This window comes from Mycolicibacterium sphagni (assembly GCF_002250655.1).
In the GTDB taxonomy this organism is placed as follows: Bacteria; Actinomycetota; Actinomycetes; order Mycobacteriales; family Mycobacteriaceae; genus Mycobacterium; species Mycobacterium sphagni.
This window is the reverse complement of the sequence record NZ_NOZR01000012.1, coordinates 43567-60840: the sequence shown is the minus strand read 5'-3', so window position 1 is coordinate 60840 and position 17274 is coordinate 43567. Positions and strand designations below refer to the sequence as shown.

At 65.8% G+C, this 17274-nt stretch carries 19 protein-coding genes; 9 read left to right on the top strand and 10 right to left on the bottom strand.

All coding sequences use genetic code 11. The features are described 5' to 3' along the window. Positions 1 to 431: 431 nt before the first annotated feature. Positions 432 to 1469, top strand: coding sequence for a hypothetical protein (locus tag CG716_RS15575; RefSeq protein ID WP_094481121.1), 1038 nt, complete (start codon positions 432 to 434; stop codon positions 1467 to 1469). A 69-nt stretch (positions 1470 to 1538) separates the two neighbouring features. Here CG716_RS15575 and CG716_RS15570 read toward each other — a convergent pair whose 3' ends face one another. The 3 genes from CG716_RS15570 to CG716_RS15560 form a co-directional block, all read right to left on the bottom strand. After that, positions 1539 to 2009 carry a nuclear transport factor 2 family protein gene (locus CG716_RS15570; protein WP_094481119.1) on the bottom strand — a complete coding sequence of 157 codons (471 nt, stop codon included), beginning with the start codon at positions 2007 to 2009 and terminating at the stop codon, positions 1539 to 1541. Continuing rightward, positions 1999 to 3789, bottom strand: a complete 1791-nt coding sequence (locus tag CG716_RS15565) for an N-acyl-D-amino-acid deacylase family protein (RefSeq protein WP_094481117.1) — start codon at positions 3787 to 3789, stop codon at positions 1999 to 2001. Before CG716_RS15565 ends, CG716_RS15570 begins: the two co-directional genes overlap by 11 nt. An 81-nt stretch (positions 3790 to 3870) precedes the next feature. Continuing rightward, positions 3871 to 4314, bottom strand: a complete 444-nt coding sequence (locus CG716_RS15560) for a flavin reductase family protein (protein ID WP_094481283.1) — start codon at positions 4312 to 4314, stop codon at positions 3871 to 3873. Positions 4315 to 4451: 137 nt separating this feature from the next. Between CG716_RS15560 and CG716_RS15555 the strand changes: the two genes are divergently transcribed. Continuing rightward, positions 4452 to 5387, top strand: coding sequence for a dienelactone hydrolase family protein (locus CG716_RS15555; RefSeq protein ID WP_094481115.1), 936 nt, complete (start codon positions 4452 to 4454; stop codon positions 5385 to 5387). Here CG716_RS15555 and CG716_RS15550 read toward each other — a convergent pair. Then, positions 5384 to 5734, bottom strand: a complete 351-nt coding sequence (locus tag CG716_RS15550; RefSeq protein ID WP_094481113.1) for a hypothetical protein — start codon at positions 5732 to 5734, stop codon at positions 5384 to 5386. The two genes, CG716_RS15555 and CG716_RS15550, sit on opposite strands and share 4 nt — an antisense overlap. A 102-nt stretch (positions 5735 to 5836) precedes the next feature. Between CG716_RS15550 and CG716_RS15545 the strand changes: the two genes are divergently transcribed. Both CG716_RS15545 and CG716_RS15540 read left to right on the top strand, forming a co-directional pair. Next, positions 5837 to 6973, top strand: a complete 1137-nt coding sequence (locus CG716_RS15545; RefSeq protein WP_094481281.1) for a glycosyltransferase — start codon at positions 5837 to 5839, stop codon at positions 6971 to 6973. Between the two features lie 40 nt (positions 6974 to 7013). Next, positions 7014 to 7373 (top strand): hypothetical protein, encoded by a 360-nt coding sequence (locus tag CG716_RS15540; protein ID WP_094481111.1) that lies wholly within the window; start codon positions 7014 to 7016, stop codon positions 7371 to 7373. Positions 7374 to 7419: 46 nt separating this feature from the next. Here CG716_RS15540 and CG716_RS15535 read toward each other — a convergent pair whose 3' ends face one another. Together CG716_RS15535 and CG716_RS15530 are read right to left on the bottom strand one after the other, a co-directional pair. Beyond that, positions 7420 to 8751, bottom strand: coding sequence for a cytochrome P450 (locus tag CG716_RS15535; RefSeq protein WP_094481109.1), 1332 nt, complete (start codon positions 8749 to 8751; stop codon positions 7420 to 7422). 42 nt (positions 8752 to 8793) lie between these two features. Further along, on the bottom strand, positions 8794 to 10074 hold the full coding sequence (locus tag CG716_RS15530) for a cytochrome P450 (RefSeq protein WP_094481107.1): 1281 nt from the start codon (positions 10072 to 10074) through the stop codon (positions 8794 to 8796). A 70-nt stretch (positions 10075 to 10144) separates the two neighbouring features. Between CG716_RS15530 and CG716_RS15525 the strand changes: the two genes are divergently transcribed. Together CG716_RS15525 and CG716_RS15520 are read left to right on the top strand one after the other, a co-directional pair. Then, complete coding sequence (locus tag CG716_RS15525) at positions 10145 to 10813, top strand: YoaK family protein (protein ID WP_094481105.1); 669 nt, start codon at positions 10145 to 10147, stop codon at positions 10811 to 10813. Then, positions 10810 to 11871 (top strand): pyridoxal-phosphate dependent enzyme, encoded by a 1062-nt coding sequence (locus CG716_RS15520; protein ID WP_094481103.1) that lies wholly within the window; start codon positions 10810 to 10812, stop codon positions 11869 to 11871. Before CG716_RS15525 ends, CG716_RS15520 begins: the two co-directional genes overlap by 4 nt. An 11-nt stretch (positions 11872 to 11882) precedes the next feature. Here CG716_RS15520 and CG716_RS15515 read toward each other — a convergent pair whose 3' ends face one another. The 3 genes from CG716_RS15515 to CG716_RS15505 form a co-directional block, all read right to left on the bottom strand. Continuing rightward, on the bottom strand, positions 11883 to 12386 hold the full coding sequence (locus tag CG716_RS15515; RefSeq protein WP_094481101.1) for a nuclear transport factor 2 family protein: 504 nt from the start codon (positions 12384 to 12386) through the stop codon (positions 11883 to 11885). Positions 12387 to 12427: 41 nt separating this feature from the next. Further along, positions 12428 to 12883, bottom strand: a complete 456-nt coding sequence (locus tag CG716_RS15510) for an SRPBCC family protein (RefSeq protein WP_094481099.1) — start codon at positions 12881 to 12883, stop codon at positions 12428 to 12430. An 84-nt stretch (positions 12884 to 12967) separates the two neighbouring features. After that, positions 12968 to 13792, bottom strand: coding sequence for a polysaccharide deacetylase family protein (locus tag CG716_RS15505; protein WP_094481097.1), 825 nt, complete (start codon positions 13790 to 13792; stop codon positions 12968 to 12970). A gap of 130 nt (positions 13793 to 13922) precedes the next feature. Here CG716_RS15505 and CG716_RS15500 point away from each other — a divergent pair, with 130 nt between their 5' ends. Together CG716_RS15500 and CG716_RS15495 are read left to right on the top strand one after the other, a co-directional pair. Further along, on the top strand, positions 13923 to 14798 hold the full coding sequence (locus CG716_RS15500) for a TIGR03854 family LLM class F420-dependent oxidoreductase (RefSeq protein WP_094481279.1): 876 nt from the start codon (positions 13923 to 13925) through the stop codon (positions 14796 to 14798). 75 nt (positions 14799 to 14873) lie between these two features. After that, positions 14874 to 15884 carry a DUF4331 family protein gene (locus tag CG716_RS15495; RefSeq protein ID WP_094481095.1) on the top strand — a complete coding sequence of 337 codons (1011 nt, stop codon included), beginning with the start codon at positions 14874 to 14876 and terminating at the stop codon, positions 15882 to 15884. Here CG716_RS15495 and CG716_RS15490 read toward each other — a convergent pair. Then, positions 15881 to 16450: a chorismate mutase gene (locus CG716_RS15490; RefSeq protein ID WP_094481277.1), complete on the bottom strand. Its 570-nt coding sequence runs from the start codon at positions 16448 to 16450 to the stop codon at positions 15881 to 15883. The genes CG716_RS15495 and CG716_RS15490 overlap by 4 nt on opposite strands. A 53-nt stretch (positions 16451 to 16503) precedes the next feature. On the opposite strand from CG716_RS15490, the gene CG716_RS15485 reads away from it, so the two are divergent. Further along, a complete protein-coding gene (locus tag CG716_RS15485) occupies positions 16504 to 17274 on the top strand; it encodes a class I SAM-dependent methyltransferase (RefSeq protein WP_094481275.1) in 771 nt (256 codons plus the stop codon).

Genomic DNA, 17274 nt, shown 5'->3' with positions numbered 1-17274 from the left:
ACCACCGAGTCGCTATTTCAGCAAACTTTTCCGAAACCAGAATCAACGCTCTTTGACCGACCCGGCACAGCCGGGGATGCCGTCGCTGAAATGGCTGGTCATCACGAAGAGCCGTCGGCCGGGACGTCGCGAATGCCACCGGGGGCAACTGTCGATTCCGTCAATCAACCATTCGCTTAGCTAATTACTCGCGGTATCAAGTAAGTCCCAGAGGCCAACCCGGGAATATATTATCGCATCCGTCAATCAGTGGTGACCCCCAATTGCGCTGTCGTACAAACTATTTCGCTAGATACCCCACGCCGTATCCACGATGTGAACCGTTTCCTGGCGCAGGCGACCATTTTCCTCGAAAACCGCGATCGCTCTACTTACTCGCGAGTAGTTTCCGAATGTGGGGGGGTTACGGATGAGGTAAAGGAGCAGAAACAATGCAGTTAGCCCTCAACCGCACCGTCACCGCGGGAGTCGCTCTCGTCGGCGCCAGTGCTATCGCTTTGACGCCGATCGTGGCGTCGTCTGCCGATGTCCAGCTACCGTCTATTCACAGTGCTGAAGTACAGATGGCGGCCTTCGTGAACCCGATTGAGGAGTGGGTGCAGGTCATCGGGACCAGCTTCACCAATCTGAGCGCGCTGGGCACTCAGGTGCAGGGCGATCCGACGCCCATCCTGAGTCAGCTGGCGACGAACTTCTTGGCCAACGCCAAGACCCTCGTCGACACCGCATCGCAGACGTTCGGTCAGGCGGTGACCACATTCGCTTCCATGCCGCAGGCCTTCCTGACCGCCGCACAACAGGTCGCCGCGGGACACGTTGCTGATGCCGTGCAGACGATCTGGGGCAGTGTGCTGCTGCCGCCGGCTTTTCTGCTGATCATTCCCATCAGCGCAGTGATTCCGATCGTCCAGACCGCGGTGCAAAACGTGGCCAACGTCATTGGGGCGCTCGGTGGGACGAACCTGTTGCTGACCGGAATCGCGGTGATCTCACCGATCTACGCCACCATCACCCAGTTCGGCAACTCGGCCCAGGCCTTGGTCGATGCGCTCAAGGCCGGCGATTTCGTTACGGCGGCAAGCGCGGTCATCAACGCGCCCGCACAGCTCGTCAACGCGTTCCTCAACGGTGACGACACCACACCCGGCCTGCTGACCCCGCTCGACGGAGTCGGTGGCGGCGGAGCCATCGCGGCGCTGCTGAAATTGCGTGATGCGGTGGCCGAGGCTATCGCGCCGCCGACGACGCCCTCGTCTGCAGCCGTCAAGGCTCTGAGCGCCAAGACCGCTGCTCCGGCCGAGGCAACATCATCGGACACGACGACGGGCACCGTGTCGGCACACGGATCAGCGAAGACACCGACCGCCGGGAGGACCAGCAGCGCGAACAAGGCCGGCGGCGCATCGAGTACCAATGGCGAAAAGACCAGTGGGAAGGCAGGTTCCGGCCGGCATCGCGGCGCGGCCTAGTATTCTCCGGCGTTCACGGTGGCCGTCGTAGCCGACGGCGGGCGGCCACCGCGGGCAGCCTTCACCGACTCAGATCAGTCCGGTGGCGTCGAAGATCCAGGACATATCGGCCTTGGCAAGATCCTCGAGCCAGGTCGGCGGGGCGAAGCTCGTCAGCCCGCCCATATCCCAGTAGTCCTTCCACAGCGTGATCTTGCCGTCCTCGACTTTGTGCACCGTGACGAAACGCAGGACGCCCTGCTCGCCCGTCTTGAACGTCCACGTTTCGGAGTGTTCGTACATGGCGTCGATGCCGTTGCTCACCAGAACGCCGTCGTGGTTCACGTACCCGGCCAGCGGCTCCAGCCCGATCTTGAGCCGCTTGACGATGTCCTCCGGACCGCGGGCAGCCGCGATGGCGCCGACCGGCATGTCGGCGTAGATGCAGTCGTCCGACAGGAAGGTCTTGAGTGTTTCCCAGTCGCGGTTCGACAGGGCTTTCCACATGCCGAGAACGGTCTGGGCGACCTCAGTGGGTACCGCCGAGATGTCAATTGACATGAGCCAGCTCCGATTTCGTCGTTCCCGGTGCCGGTGTGGTCCGGCCCACCCGCAGGAAGCTCCCGGTGCGCTCGGCACCCAACACCGGCGTCGGCTCGCCGTTGCGAACTACCGTGCGGCCGCCGATCAGTACCAACTCGACGACGTCGTTGTTGCGGTTGACCATCCGGGGCAGGCCCGCGTACTGCTCGACAGGCTCTTCGGCGTAATCGTCGAGCCGGCTGTCGAGCTTGTCGGGGTTCACCACGACCAGGTCAGCGCGGTCGCCGACGCGCAGATGGCCCGCGTCGATCTGATACCAGTCGGCCAGCTCACCGGTCATCCGGTGCACAGCCTGCTCGGTGCTCAGGAACGGATGCCCGCTGCGCTGAGCGTCGCGCACGTGGCGGAGCAGGCGCAGGCCATAGTTGTAGAACGCCATATTGCGTAGATGCGCACCGGCATCGGAGAAGCCCATCTGGATGCCGGGATCGCGGGCCAGCTTCTTGAGCACCTCGGGACGGTGGTTGGAGATCGTGGTCCGCCAGCGCAGCTTCGTGCCGTGCTCGAGGACCAGGTCCAGAAACGCGTCAACCGGGTGCAGGCCGCCGCGGTCTTTGCCGACCTGACCGAAGGACTTGCCCACTACGGAATCGTCGGGGCAGGCGACGATCTCGGCGTCGAAAAAGTCGCGATGCCATACCCGCACGCCGAACTTGGTGTCGTAGTCCTTGCGGAACTGGCGCCGATACTCCTCGTCGGCCAACAGGGCGTTGCGCTCGACTTCGTCGCGCAGGTGAAGGGCGGCGGCGCCGGAGCCGAACTCCTCGAACACCACCAGGTCGATCCCGTCGGCGTACACCTCGAAGGGAACCGGCAGGTGCTGCCAGCGGAAGTCACCGCCGAATTTGTTGGCCGCCCGAGCCAGCGGGCCCATGATGAGGATGGCGAACGGGTTGGCCTTGACATCGGCAGCCGACAGAAGGCTTGTCTTGAGCTTGTCGCGAAATACCGGAAGCGATTGCGCTACTTGGGATACCAGGTTCAGCGGGTTCTGGATGTCGGGCCCGGACTGGAGCACCCGTCCGCGCTTGCGCAGCAAGGACTTGAGCCGGCGCAACTCGCGTGGCTTGGCGTAGGTCGACGGCAGTGTGCGGGACCGGCAGGTGTCGCCGTCGATCTTGTCGAACAGAAGCTGCTGCGACGACAGGCCGACGAAGCCGGCATCCAGCGCCTCGGTGAGCATTCGCTCCATCTCGGCTTGCTGGCTTCCGTTGGGCCGCACGTCTTTTCGGGTGGACTGGTCCAATCCCAGCACTGCAGTGCGCATATCGGAGTGCCCGATGAAGGCCGCGATGTTGGGGCCCAGCGGACGGGACTCCAACGCCTGGACGTACTGCTCGGCAGTGTTCCACGTCTTCGCGCCGTCGATGGCGGCGATGACGTGCTCGCGCGGGATCGCTTCGACCCGACCGAAGAGGTCGCCGGCGTCGCTGCCGCCCACATGAATGGTCGACAGTGAGCACGAACCGAGCAACACCGTGGTGACGCCGTGACGCACCGACTCGGGCAGCCCCGGACCACCCAGTACCTCGACGTCGTAGTGGGTGTGGACGTCGACCATGCCAGGCATCACCCACTTGCCGCCGGCGTCGATCACCTCGGGGCAACCCGCCACGTCGAGCGGCCGCAGGCTGACCGTGGCGACCCGGCCGTCGCGGATTCCGATGTCACGGATTCCCGAGGGAGCGCCGGTCCCGTCGAACCAGCGGCCATTGCGGATGATCGTGTCGTAACTCACCCGTCAATAGAACCGTCCGACCGAACAGGTGTCAACGATTTAGTGGACACTTTCTTGGATCTGTTTACTGGCACAACAGGCTCAGGCCTCGTGACCGGGCTCCAGGTCCTTGACGTCGACCAACGTCACCAGATCCCCGAAGTTCTCGGGCGCGGCGCCGGCCACCGGCTCGATCAGGTGACCCACGTGATCACCGAGGTCGAACCGATCGAGGATGCGGCCGGTGAACCAGCCGGCTGCATCGGCGAGGATCGGCAAACCCTCCGGCCCGTCCCACCATCGGCAGTGGCTGAACTTGTCCATCCGATCGCCGGTCTCGCCGCCGAACAGCCGCGCCAGGTCCCGATGCTCCTTGCCCAGCAGATGCACTGCCAAGTGTGTGGCACCGCGCGCGGCAACCCGGTAGGTGTGATTGCGCTCGGACAGCCCGACCAGATAACGCGGCGGGTGGATCGACACCTGGCTGCTGAACCCGACCAGGCAGCCCGCACGCTGGTCGCCCACCCGGGTCGTCACCAGGTACATCGGGTAGTCAAGCAGGGCGACCACCCGTTCGAACGCCTCAGAACCGGGCAGTATCTGCTGCTCCGCCACGCCGCTCACCTCCAATCACTCATCATGTTCCCAGTGAACGGTTACCCAGCACGGGCATACTCGCGAGTGTGACCCCACTGCAGCGCTACATCGCCGAAGAGATCGCCACCGATCACGTCGACGGTCTGCTGAGCCGCCGAGAAGCGTTGCGGCGGCTCGCGCTTCTGGGCGTGGGCTCCGCCGCGGCAAGCTCGTTGATCGCCGCCTGCGCCAGCGATAAGCCGACGACCGCGGCATCAACCTCGTCGTCGGCCTCGCCCTCGTCGTCCGCGTCCGCGGCGGCGTCGGCGTCGGCGGCGCCGCCACCGGGCATGGCGACCGCACTTCCCACCACGCCGATCACCTGGCCGGGCCCCAACGGCCAGTTGCAGGGCGCCTGGGCACAAGCCGCGTCCCCGCGCGGAGCAGTTCTGGTGATCCACGAGAACAAGGGCCTCAACGACTGGGTGCGCTCGGTCGCCGGCCGCTTGGCCGGTATCGGCTATTCCGCGCTGGCCATCGACCTGCTCTCCGAAGAAGGCGGCACCGCGACCTTCACCGACCCGGCCGCCGCCACCGCGGCACTGGGCAAGATCGCACCCGACCGCTTCGTGGCCGACCTCAAGTCGGGCCTCGACGAAGTCGCCCGCCGGGCGCCCGGACAAAAACTCGGCGTCGTCGGCTTCTGCTTCGGCGGCGGCCTGACGTGGCAGCTGCTGGCGGCGGGCGAGCCACGGCTGTCAGCAGCGGTGCCGTTCTACGGCCCGCTGCCCGACAACCCGAACTTCTCCGGGTCGAAAAACGCCGCCGTACTCGGCCTGTACGGCGCACTCGACCAACGCGTCACGTCCACCGAGCCGGCGGCCAAGGCCGCGTTGGATCAGGCCGGCCTGGTCAACAACCTCGTCGTCGAACCCTACGCCGACCACGCTTTCTTCAATGACTCGGGGCCGCGCTACAACTCGATTGCCGCTGCGGATGCGTGGACTCGGTTGCAGGACTTGTTCACTCAGCACCTGGCCTAGGCGTCGAGGCGCACGGTGACTGTGACTCGACCGCGCGAGTCCCTGGTCGCCACGGCGTGCGCGGGCCGCTCGGAGCCGGCCAGCAGGATGCTCAATGGGCCCCCCTCGCCGGTGAAGTTGCGCCACCACTTCTTCCCGTCCGGCATGGCGACCCCGATCACGATGTCGGAGCCTTTACGGCGGTAGCCGACCGGCAGCGTGACGGTGCGTCCGCTGCGGCGGCCGGCGTACGTGATTGTGGTCAGCCCCAGCCCGACGAACCGGCCCCAGCGGGGTGAGGTGATCAAGGCGGTGGCACCGCGATTGACGCCGCGGGCCACTGACTGGAACACACCCGAAATCTGCACGTGATCAACGCTAGTCCAATTGTGGCTGTTCACCACGTGTTCAGGACATTGAAGGCCAGGCGTAGCCATGCGCACATCGCCACGGGTTCAGATACGGCCATGATGAGGGTCGCGCAGGTCGCGAACTTCTACGGCCCCCGATCGGGCGGGCTGCGCACGGCCGTCGACCGGCTCGGCGCCGAATACTGTGCCGCCGGACACGAAGTCTTCCTGATTGTGCCGGGATCCAGACCCGACCACTGCCTGCTACCCAGCGGCGTCACTCGAATTACAGTGCCCGCCAGGCAAATTCCCTTCACCGGGGGATACCGGGCAGTGATGCCCGCGCAGGTGACCGCACTGCTGGAGGAACTCGCGCCCGACGCGATCGAAGTATCCGACCGGTTCACTTTGCGTTCGCTGGGTAGCTGGGGTGCGCGGCAGGGCGTCACCACCGTGATGATCTCTCACGAACGACTGGACCGGCTGACCGGGCAGATCCTGCCCAAGCGGCTCGCCCGCCGGATCGCTGATATCGCCAACCGCCGGACTGCCGCGTGTTACGACACCGTGCTGTGCACCACCAGCTTTGCCCGCGAAGAGTTCGACCGCATCGGCGCCACCAACGTGATGACGGTGCCGCTGGGCGTGGACCTGGACATGTTCCACCCCAACCGATTCTGCACGCGCACCCGCAACCTCTGGGCCGCACCGGAACAGGTTCTGCTGGTGCACTGTGGCCGGCTGTCGGTGGAGAAGCGCGCCGACCGCAGCATAGACGCCCTTGCTGCCCTGCGTGATTCGGGTGTCGACGCCCGGTTGGTGATTGCCGGTGACGGACCGATGCGCGCCCGCCTGCAGCGGCACGCCGCACGACTGCCAGTTGACTTCACAGGATTCATCGAGTCCCGCAACGCGGTCGCCACGCTGCTGGCCACCGCCGATGTAGCTTTGGCGCCCGGCCCCCACGAAACGTTCGGCCTGGCGGCGCTGGAAGCGCTGGCGTGCGGCACTCCGGCGGTCGTGTCACGCACGTCGGCATTGGCCGAGATCCTGACCTCAGACAGTGGCGCCTGCGCCGACAACGACCCGGCTGCCATCGCCGAGGCGGTCGCCGGCGTCATCGACCGCCCCGAGCAGCACAGGCGGTTCTGCGCACGGCGACGAGCCGAAACCTTCACCTGGCCGCGGTCGGCGGCAGGAATGCTGAGCGCGCTGAGCGGTTTGGCACACGGCAGGGACGGGAACGCCGTGAATTGACGGTGCCGTATCCGCGGCCCGCTCACTGAAGGAGCCAAGGATGGCCACGAACACTGTGTGGATCGTCATCGCCGTGATCGCCGCACTGATCGTCATCGCAGCGCTGGTCTGGGTCGGACGCAACCGCCAGGTCAAGCGCCGAACGGCGCAAGCCGAGGAACTTCGCGAGGAGGTCCGCAACGAACACGTCAAGGTGCAGCGCCGCGAAGCGCTGGCCGACGAAACCGCGGCGAAAGCCCGTGCGGCACAGGCTGAAGCCGAAGCCAAAGCTGCCGAGGCCGCACGCCTTGAGGAGAACGCCGCCAAGCATCGCACTGAGGCGACCGCCCGCCGCGAGGAGCTCGACGAGAAGTGGTCACACGCCGACGAGCTCGATCCTCACGTCGAGCACAAGGCCTAGTCTCGGTCGAAAACTCGCTCGAACTCGACGTTTTGCCGGGAACGACTCACACTGTTTCGGCGAAGTGTCGGTTTGGGCGACCGGGGGAGGCGGCCGAGCCGAGGCTGACCGGTAGCTCGGCCCAACCCCGCAGCACCCGGGTATCGCGGCGGTTGCCGAGGCCGGCCAGCTGGACGTCGGGGAAATGAGTGAAGAATCGCCGCAACCCGACCTCACCCTCCGCTCGGGCCAGCGCCGCACCCAAGCAGAAGTGCCTGCCACCCGAAAAGGCAAGGTGCTTACCGGAATTGGGCCGTCCAACATCGAAGCGATGCGGGTCGTCGAACACCGCGGGATCACAATTGGCCGCGGCGAGATAGATCACTACCATCTCACCGGCCTTGACCGATGTACCGGCGACCTCAGTGTCGCGCAACGCCAGTCGCGCGGACAGCTGCACTGGCGACTCCAAGCGCAGGATCTCCTCGACAGCGTTCGGCCACAGCGTCGGATCCTCGGCCAGCCGAGCCAGCTGGTCGGGGGAGTTCAGCAACAGTCGGATCCCGTTTCCCAGCAGGTTGACTGTCGTTTCGAAGCCCGCCGCGAGAACTAGGCCGGCCACCCCCTGCAGCTCAGTCTCGTCGAGGTGGGTGCCGTCCTCGGAGGCTTCGATCAGCTGGCTCATCAGGTCATCGCCGGGATGCTCGCGCAGGTGGCGCAGGTGCGCGGACAGCCACAGGTTGAACCCGGCCAGGCCCTGCTGCACCCGCCGGTACTGCGGCCAGGACAACCCGACATCGAGACTGGGCGCGGCGAGCTCCCCGAACTCCAATATCCGGGGCCGGTCGGCCTCGGGCACGCCGAGAATATCGCCGATTATCGCGACCGGCAGCTGCGAGCAGTACCGGTCGACGATGTCGACCACACCGGGGCCCGCGGCCAGCCCGTCGAGCAGGTCGGCCGCGCTGTCCTCGACCCGATCGCGCAGCGCGGCCACCGCACGGCTGGTGAACACCGACGACACCGTTTTGCGGTAGCGGGTGTGCTCAGGCGGCTCGACAGCCAGCAGCGACGGCGGGCGCAGGGGGTGCAGCAGATCGTCGCGGGTCTGCCGCTCCAGCCAGCGCACCGGCGCAGGCAGATTCGCGCCGAGCACGATCACCCGGAAGTCGTCGGAGCGCAATAACTCGTGGGCCACGGCGTGATCGACGGTGATATAGCCGACCCGGGTGCGGATCATCGGCCCCCGGGGCCGCAGCTCGGTATAGAACGGCACCGGGTCGGCACGCACCGCCGGATCGGCCACCATCCGGGCTTGCGGATCGCCACGTCGTGCCGCGACATTCGCGACCGTGCGAACCACCCCGTGCATCGCCAGCCAGTGCAGCCGTTGCCTCATGCTCACCAACGCTACGAGCGCGACACTTCTCGCGCCACCACCTCAGGCCGGGTTCCAACTGACCGGCAACCGTTTGATGCCATGGATGAACGCCGAGAGCAGCATCGACGGCTCCTCGGTCACGTGGAGATCCGGGATGCGACGGTGCAACTCCTCGAACACCACCGCGATCTCGCGGCGAGCGAGATTGGCGCCCAGGCAGAAGTGCGCGCCGCCGCCGCCGAACCCGACGTGGTGGTTGGGGGTCCGGGTCACGTCGAAGCGCCACGGGTCGACGAATTTGTCCTCGTCACGGTTCGCTGACGCGTACCACATCGTGACCTTGTCGCCTTCGGCCATTGTGACTCCGGACAGTTCGACGTCACGGGTCACGGTGCGCCGCATGTAGATCACCGGCGACGCCCACCGCACCACCTCCTCGACGGCGGTGTCCGTGACATTCTCGAAGTCGTCCCACCAGATGCGGCGCTGTTCGGGATAACGGGTCAGCGCCAGCACGCCGTGGCTGATCGCGTTGCGGGTGGTCTCATTTCCGGCGACGGCGAGCAGGATGAAGAACGACGCGATCTCCGCCGACGTCAGCCGCTCCCCGTCAACCTCGGCGGCCACCAGCGCGGTGGTCAGGTCCTCGCGGGGGTTGGTCCGCCGATCCTCGGCCAGCGCGGTGGCGTAGGCGCCGATATCGAACGCCACCTTGAGGAAGTCGTCGAAATCGGTGGTCAGGTCGGGGTCACCGAAGCCGAGGATGATGTTGGTCCAGTGAAAGATCCGGTCGTGATCATCTTCTGGGATGCCCATCATGTCGCAGATGACCTGCAGGGGCAGCGGCCCGGACAGCTCGGACACCAGTTCGGCGTTGCCGTCTGTGTGGTTCTCGAGCATCGCCGACACCAGCTGCTGCGCTCGGTCGCGCACCGACTCTTCGGTGCGGGCCACCACCTTCGGTGTGAAAGCGCTGCGCACGATGTTGCGCAGCCGCGAGTGCCGGGGATCGTCCAGGGCGATCATCGAGCCGAAGTATTCGGCGACCTCCGGGATCTGATCGCCGATCGTGATGTTCGGATACGAGCTGAAGATCTCGGGATGGCGGCTGGCGTAGAAGATGTCGTCGAGCTTCGTCAGGGCCCAGTGCCCCTTACCGTGGGGAACCCCCTCCATCTCGACCTCGTGGAAGAACTTGATCGGGGCTTCGCGGCGAAGCGTGGCGAAAGCCCCGTCGCGGACGGCGTCGTCGAAACCCCAGAACTCGAAGGTGCCGAGGTTGATCTCATCGAGCGCCATCTCGGGCGGGCGTTGACCGTTGACTCGAGTCGCGATTCCCATGCCGACGACAGTAGAGTCTCACCGCCCGCGGTCGTGATCGTTTCCGGATTCGGGCAAGCTGACTGACACGATGACGCGCACCTCGACGACACTGCGATTCGGCCTGCTGCTCACCATGGCCAATGGGTTCCTCGACGCCTACACCTACCTGGCCCGCGGCGGCGTATTCGCCAATGTGCAGACGGCCAACGTCATCTTCTTCGCGCTCAACATGAGTCAGGGCAAAGTCACCAGCGCCCTGGCCCATGTCTGGCCGCTCATGGCGTTCATCGCCGGCGTCGGCTTGGCCTCCCATCTGAAGTCCGGCCGGGTGGATCACATCCTGATACATCCGCTGCGCTGGACCATGCTGCTGCAAGCTGTCGTGCTGGTCGTGATCGGATTCGTGCCCACCACGGTCGCTCATACCTACGTGACGGTGCCCATTTCGTTCGTCGCCGCGATGCAGATCGGGCTGTTCCGCAACATCGGGGATTTCGTGTACCTGCCGGTGGCAACGACCGGAAACCTGATGCGACTGGTGGAATCGGGCTATACGGGGTTCGTGGACCACGACGCGAGGGCGCGACGCGCCTTCCGCATCTACGCCGCGCTCACGCTGTTCTTCACCTGCGGGGCACTGCTCGGCGCCTTCGCCACTCACGTCTGGACGGTGCACGCGATCTGGCTGCCGGCCGGGGTCCTGTTCGTCACGCTGATCTTGTTCATCGTCGACGAGCGAAAGGGCATTGAGCCGTGAGTCTTCCGCCGCTGAAATGCCGCTCGTGCGGACGCGAATTCGACGTCGCGGAGCTGGTGTGGCGTTGCCCCTGCGGCGGACTGTTCGACGTCGGCGGGCAGTGGCAGCCCGTGGTCGAACCGTCGATCGCCCTCGGCGAGGGCAACACCCCGATCATCTCCTCGCAGAGTTTGCCCGCGGCCCGGTTCAAGCTCGAATTCCAGAGTCCGACATTGTCTTTCAAAGATCGGGGTGCCGTAGTGCTGGCATCGCTGGCCGCCCGCCTCCAGGTCGGCACGGCAGTAGTCGACAGCAGCGGCAACGCCGGGACCGCGGCCGCGGCGTATTTCGCCAGGGCCGGCGTCGACTGTCAGGTGCTGGTCCCCGCGTCGACCTCACCGGAGAAGCTCGCCCAGATCCGGGCACACGGCGCGCAGCTGACCCTGGTGCCGGGGAGTCGTGCGGATACCGCCGCGGCCGCCGCGGAGATCGCGCAGCGCCCCGGCGTGTTCTATGCCAGTCACGTCTACCACCCGTACTTCATGCACGGCGTGAAGACCTACGGTTACGAGATCTGGCAGCAGAGCGGGCGCAGACTGCCCTCGGCGGTGTTGGTCCCTGTTGGCAACGGAACTCTGCTGCTGGGTTGCTATCTGGCGTTCTCCGAGCTCGTCGCCGCCGGCCTCGCCGACCGGATGCCGGCGCTGCTGGCTGTGCAGGCGGCGGGCTGCGCACCACTGGCGACGGCCTGGAACGGCGAACAATATCCCGCTGCGCCGACCGTGGCCGAGGGTATCGCGATCACCGCACCGCCGCGTGCCGAGCAGATCCTGGCGGCCGTGCGGGATTCCGGCGGGACGATCGTCGCGGTCGACGACGAAGCGGTTGTCACCGGCCGTCGCGCGCTGGCCGAGCGCGAGGGCCTGTTCGTGGAGCCGACGGCCGCGGTCTGTTACGCCGCCGCGGCCGGCGCCGCAAGCCGAACCGGATCGGGCTGGCAGCAGATGCGCGACCTGCTGGCCAACGGCGATGTGGTGATCCCGTTATGCGGCGCCGGACTCAAACATCCCGGTGAGTGAGACTTCCAGTCTCAGGCCAGATCCCAGCCCATGTTCTTGGCGAACGTGACCGCATCATCGGAGATGGTGCCCAGCTTTTTCGACGCCTCGATGTAGCCCTTCACCATCGGCATGAAGTTCATCGGGTTGTAGGCGTCTTCCTCGTAGCTCCACAGCCCGTCGCCGGCGTACTTGAGCACCGAGATATTGGGCTCCTCGTGGATGCTGCCGTCGCCAGGATCGCGCATACGGTTCTGGAATTCGCAGATCACCCAGCCCTTGTCCACGTCAATGGAATGCCAGGTCGCAGGGAAGAACGGCATCTCGGTGCCGGGAAAAGTGTTCATGGTGTTGACGATCCACTTGCGGATCGCTTCACGGCCCTGGAACGTGCCGTAGGAGTGCTCGACGTAGACGGCGTCTTCGGTGAACTGATCGGCGAACCGGGACCAGTCCCAGCTCTCGCCGATCCCGACGACGACCTGCTTGTGTTCTTCGAACGCCGACTCAAGTTCTTCGCGTGACCATTGACCCATGAACCGGTTCTATCAAACCGGTCGAGGGCCACGTCCGAAATTCACTCGTTCTCAACGACTTTCTTGATTCGTTCCAAAGTGGTGCGCATATCTCGCCGGTTGCGACGGCCCCGCAGATATCCACCGAACAACCAAAAGATCCGCATCGGCGCGGATTTGGCGAGCCGAAACGACTCTGTCACGTCGGTTCCGTCTCCGTTGGGATCGAGACGGTAGTGCCAGTTGTTCAGCGCACGATCGCCGGCCAGCACGGCGAACCCGAATTCACGGCCCGGTTCGCACGCGGTGACACGGCAGGTGGTCCAGTACACCGGGCCGATCTCGTTGCGGCGGACGTGGCCGCGGAATTTCGCCCCGAGCGCCGGTCCGGTGGCACCGCCGAGCCACTCGGACTCGAACACCTCCGGCGAGAATTCGCCCGTCTTGGTGATGTCGGCGATGAGATTCCAGATCTTGTCGGCCGGTGCGGCCATGTGCACTGTCACGGAGCCTTCCATGACGGTGATCCTAGATCCGGCGGGCCGGAGCGTAGCGACCCGGGGAACTAAATCCGGCGGGCCGGAGCGTAGCGACCCGGGGTATTAAGCCGAGGTGACGTGCGGTATCTCCGGCTGCAGGAATACGTCGTTCAGCGTGACCGTGCGTAGGTTGCGCGACCGGATGATGTCCACCAGAGCGGGGTAGACATGGGTGACCGGCAGATGGTTGAGATGGCCGATGACGATGTTCTGCTGGATGAAGTATTGGTCGGCCATCTTCACGATGAAGTCCTCGGCCACCGGTGTGGAATCGGCCAGCGATCCGGCCCACAGGGTGGGGACCCGGTACCCGAGATCGGCCGCGACGGCATCGACGTCGTCGTTGTGACTGCCGTAGGGCGGCCGGAAATAGGGTGTGGCGTCGGCACCGAACGTGGTGCGCAGGAATTGATCGTTACGCCGCAACTGGTCTGCGATCTGATCCTTGGGCAGCGTGGTCAGATCGGGGTGCGACCAGGTGTGGTTGCCGAGCTGGATCTGGCCGGAATCGACCAGAGGCCGCAACAGTGCGGCATTGTCGCGCCAGGAGTCGTAGACCCCGTTGACGAAGAAGGTGAGCCGGATCCCGGTGTCCTTGGCCAGCTGGGTGTAGAGCCGCACCACGTCCGAGTTCACGCCGTCGTCCACGGTGAGTGCCAGCAGGTCGCCCTTGCCGGGCAGCTTGGTCAGTTCACCGCCGCCGGGCAGCGGCACCCGGTCGATCGGCGGCGGCGGGGGCAACAACGGCGCCGCACCGACCGGCGGGGGCGGGCTCTTGGCGGCCGCCGGCGGGGGAGTCTGCGACATCGCGATCGCGCTGGATGTCCCCACCAGGCTGGCCGAGGCAAGTAGCCCGACGACGAACTGGCGCCGGGTTACCTCGGGCACTTGCCGGTCCCAGAAACCACATCCGTAACATCCGTCACAACCACAGATTAAGGTCCGCGAGTCTCGAAACGTGGCACATCCGTGGCTGTGTCGCGACATCCGGCAGGGTTACCGTGGCGGGATGGGCGACGTGAAGATCCGGTTCGGCATCAGCTTCGGCAACGCGATTCAGGACCTGCCTCACGTCGTCGACCGGCTGGAGTCGGCGGGCATCGACTCCCTGTGGTTCTCCGAACTCGTCTACACCCCGGCCGTCGACCCGTTCGCCGGTATGGCGTACACCCTGGGCCGCACCGAGCGCCTCAAGGTCGGCACCTCGGTGGCGGTGCTGCCCGGCCGTAATCCGGTTCTGGTCGCCAAGGCACTTGTATCGCTGGCCGCGCTCGGCCCCAAGCGGGTGCTGCCGGCGTTCGGACTGCGGCCCGCGTCACCGGCGGAGTGGGATCTGTTCCCGGTCCCCGACGGCCAGCGCGCCGCGGTGTTCGACGAAGCGCTGGAAGTGCTGCGTACATTGCTGACCGGTGACGAGGTGAGCTTTGCCGGCCGATTCTTTCAGCTCGCCGACGTGTCGCTGGGCATCCGGCCGCCCGTGCCAGTCGACATCTGGCTCGGCGGCTCGGCCCCGGCGGCATTCCGCCGGATCGGGCGCCTGGCCGACGGCTGGCTGGGCAGCTTCCTCACACCCGCTGAGGCTCACGTAGCGCGTGAAAGCATCGAGCGTGCGGCCGCCGAAGCCGGCCGTGTGATCGAACCGGATCACTTCGGCTTGAGCCTGGCCGTCGGCGACGGTGGCCTGCCTGCACAGGTGGTGGCCGGAGTCCGCGCGCGGCGGCCCGACGCGGATCCGGCCGATCTGCTGGCCGGCGACTGGCCGCAATTGCACAGGCAGCTCGACGGTTTCATCGCCGCGGGTCTGAGCAAGTTCGTCATCCGCCCGCTGGGTGGCACGCCGGCCGACGAGTTCATCGACCGTTTCATCGATGAGTTGTTGCCGCGACAGAATTGATCCGGCAAAGTGCAGTTGGCGGGTATTTGTGCCCACTGGTGTTTTTCCACAAGACCGCGTCTGAGGAGTTCTGCCATGTCGAATCATTTCACCGGTCTGAGCCTCGGCCCGCCTCTGGGAGACCAGCGTTTGGATCTCTGCGACCTGTACGCATTCCAGGCCCCGGCCGACCCGACCCGCACAGTGCTGATCCTCAACGCGAACCCCAACGCCGACGCGTTGCACCCCGACGCCATTTACCGGCTGGCTGTCGACAACAACGGCGATCTGCTCAACGACATCGCGTTCAGCTTCGTCTTCTCTGAGCCCGTCGACGGCCGTCAGACCGTCGACGTCTTCAAGGCAGTCGGGGACGAAGCGGAGTCTCCACTTCCGCTGGGCGAGAAGATCTTCGACGCGGTCGAGGTGTCATTTGGCACAGGCGCCAACGTTCACCGGTCGGGGGAGTACACCTTCGCCGCCGGTGCGCGCAGCGACGCGTTCTTCTTCGACTTCGACGGCATCAAGAACCTGTTCGACATCACTGGTGGACGCAACTTCACCGCGCCACACCTGGGTAGCACGTCGCCGTGGACCGGAGTGGACTCCAACCTCACGGCCAACGTGTTCTCGATCGCCATCGAACTGCCGACCACCGAACTCGGGGCCAACCCTGACATCCGGATCTGGGGCCGATGCAGCCTCAAACAAGACGGCGAGTTGCTGCACGTCGACCGCGCCGGCCATCCGTCGGTGAGCAGCTTCTTCAACACCGACGACACCAAGCTGGAGTACAACGCCAGCGTGCCGGTCAATGACAAGGCGCGCTGGACGGCGCAATTCGTCCACCTCATGGGGCACACCGGCGGCTACACCGAAAAGGAGGCCGTCGCGGAGATCGAGCGCGAGGGCACCCTGCCCGACATGCTGCACTTCGACCCGAGCAAGCCGGCGAAGTACCCCAACGGGCGGGTGACCACCGACGACGTCATCGACTACCGGCTGGCGTTCCTGACCAAGGGCGACTGCCCGCCGAGTGGTCTGGCTCCGCACACCGACACCCTCAGTGAGTTCCCGTACCTGGGCAACCCGCACCCGGCCAGTTAGCCTGCAGGACAATACGACCGGGTCGCGGTATCCAGCGCCGTGCGGTAGAGATCGTCGAACTGTCGCTCGCCGGCGACGACGGTCTTGGCGGCAGCCAGCGCGGGACCGCAGCCCGGTGAATTCAGCAGCGGCCACTGCACGGCGAATTGCTCGACAATCTGGTGGTTGAGCCCGTCGATGATTGATCGCGACGCCGACAGGTCCGGTGCCGAACTTGGTGCGCCCGCCCCGTCGAACTTCCAGCCGGCGAACCTGGCGTACTCGATCGCCTCGGTCGCGTTGATCTGATTGGTGAACGCACGGGTCGCGTAATCGGTTGTCACACCGCGAGATTCAGCATCTTTGGACACGGCGTCCAGCACGACCTTGACCCGGGCGGGATCGGTGATCGGGCCACCGGTCAGCCACTTGTTGGCAGCCACTGCATCGGCCGTCTGCAGGCGCTGAGCAGCGGCGTCGACCAGGCTGTACAACGGTTCTGCTGAATCGGCCTGCACCGGTGCGGCCGTCACCACGGCAAAAATCGTCATCATCGCTGCGGCGCCGCGCGCCCGGGCAGTGGTCATGGGTTCCATCCTCGCTATTGCCGCCGATATCACCGTTGACGTTAACTGTGTCGGTGGCGGACTGGAGTGGCCGGGACTACAGCCGGGTCAGCAGCCTGCAGCGGTCAGTGGCCGCCGAGACCCTGGCCGAACTCGTCGTCGACGGCGGTGAATGGGTGCTCGACATCGGCTGCGGCGACGGCTTCCTCACCCGAGAGGTCGCCGCTCGCCTTCCGCGCGGATACATCGTCGGCGTCGATGCCTCACCGCGGATGGTGGCCGCCGCGGGACAGACCGGCGCCACCGCGCCGGCCGGTCCGGTGTTCGTCTGCGCTGACGCGCGCCGATTGCCGTTCGGCCCCAGCTTCGACATGGTGATCTCGTTCAACGCGCTGCACTGGGTGCCGCGGCTCGGTGAAGCACTCCGCGGTATCGCTGCCGCGGTCCGCCCGGGCGGCAAAGCCCTGATCCAGATGGTCTGCGGAAGCGCCCGGCCGAGCATCGAATCCACTGCGATGCAGGTGACGCGCGGTCAGCGATGGGCACCGTACTTCGCCGCGTTCAGCGCGCCGTTCAGCCACCCCGACCCAGCGGATTTCCGCGAGCTGGCGCAGGACTGCGGCCTTCAGATCGATGCGCTGGCCGTGCGCGAGCGCGAATGGGATTTCGAGTCCACCGATCAGTTCACGGCATGGTGCACGGTGGGGTGCACAGCCTGGACCGACCTGCTACCCGAGTTCGAACGTGCCGCGTTCATCGACGAATTGGTCAGCACCTACCAATCGGTGGCGGGCCGGCCCGGCCTGTTTCGCTTCATGCAGCTACGAGCCGAACTGCACACCTGA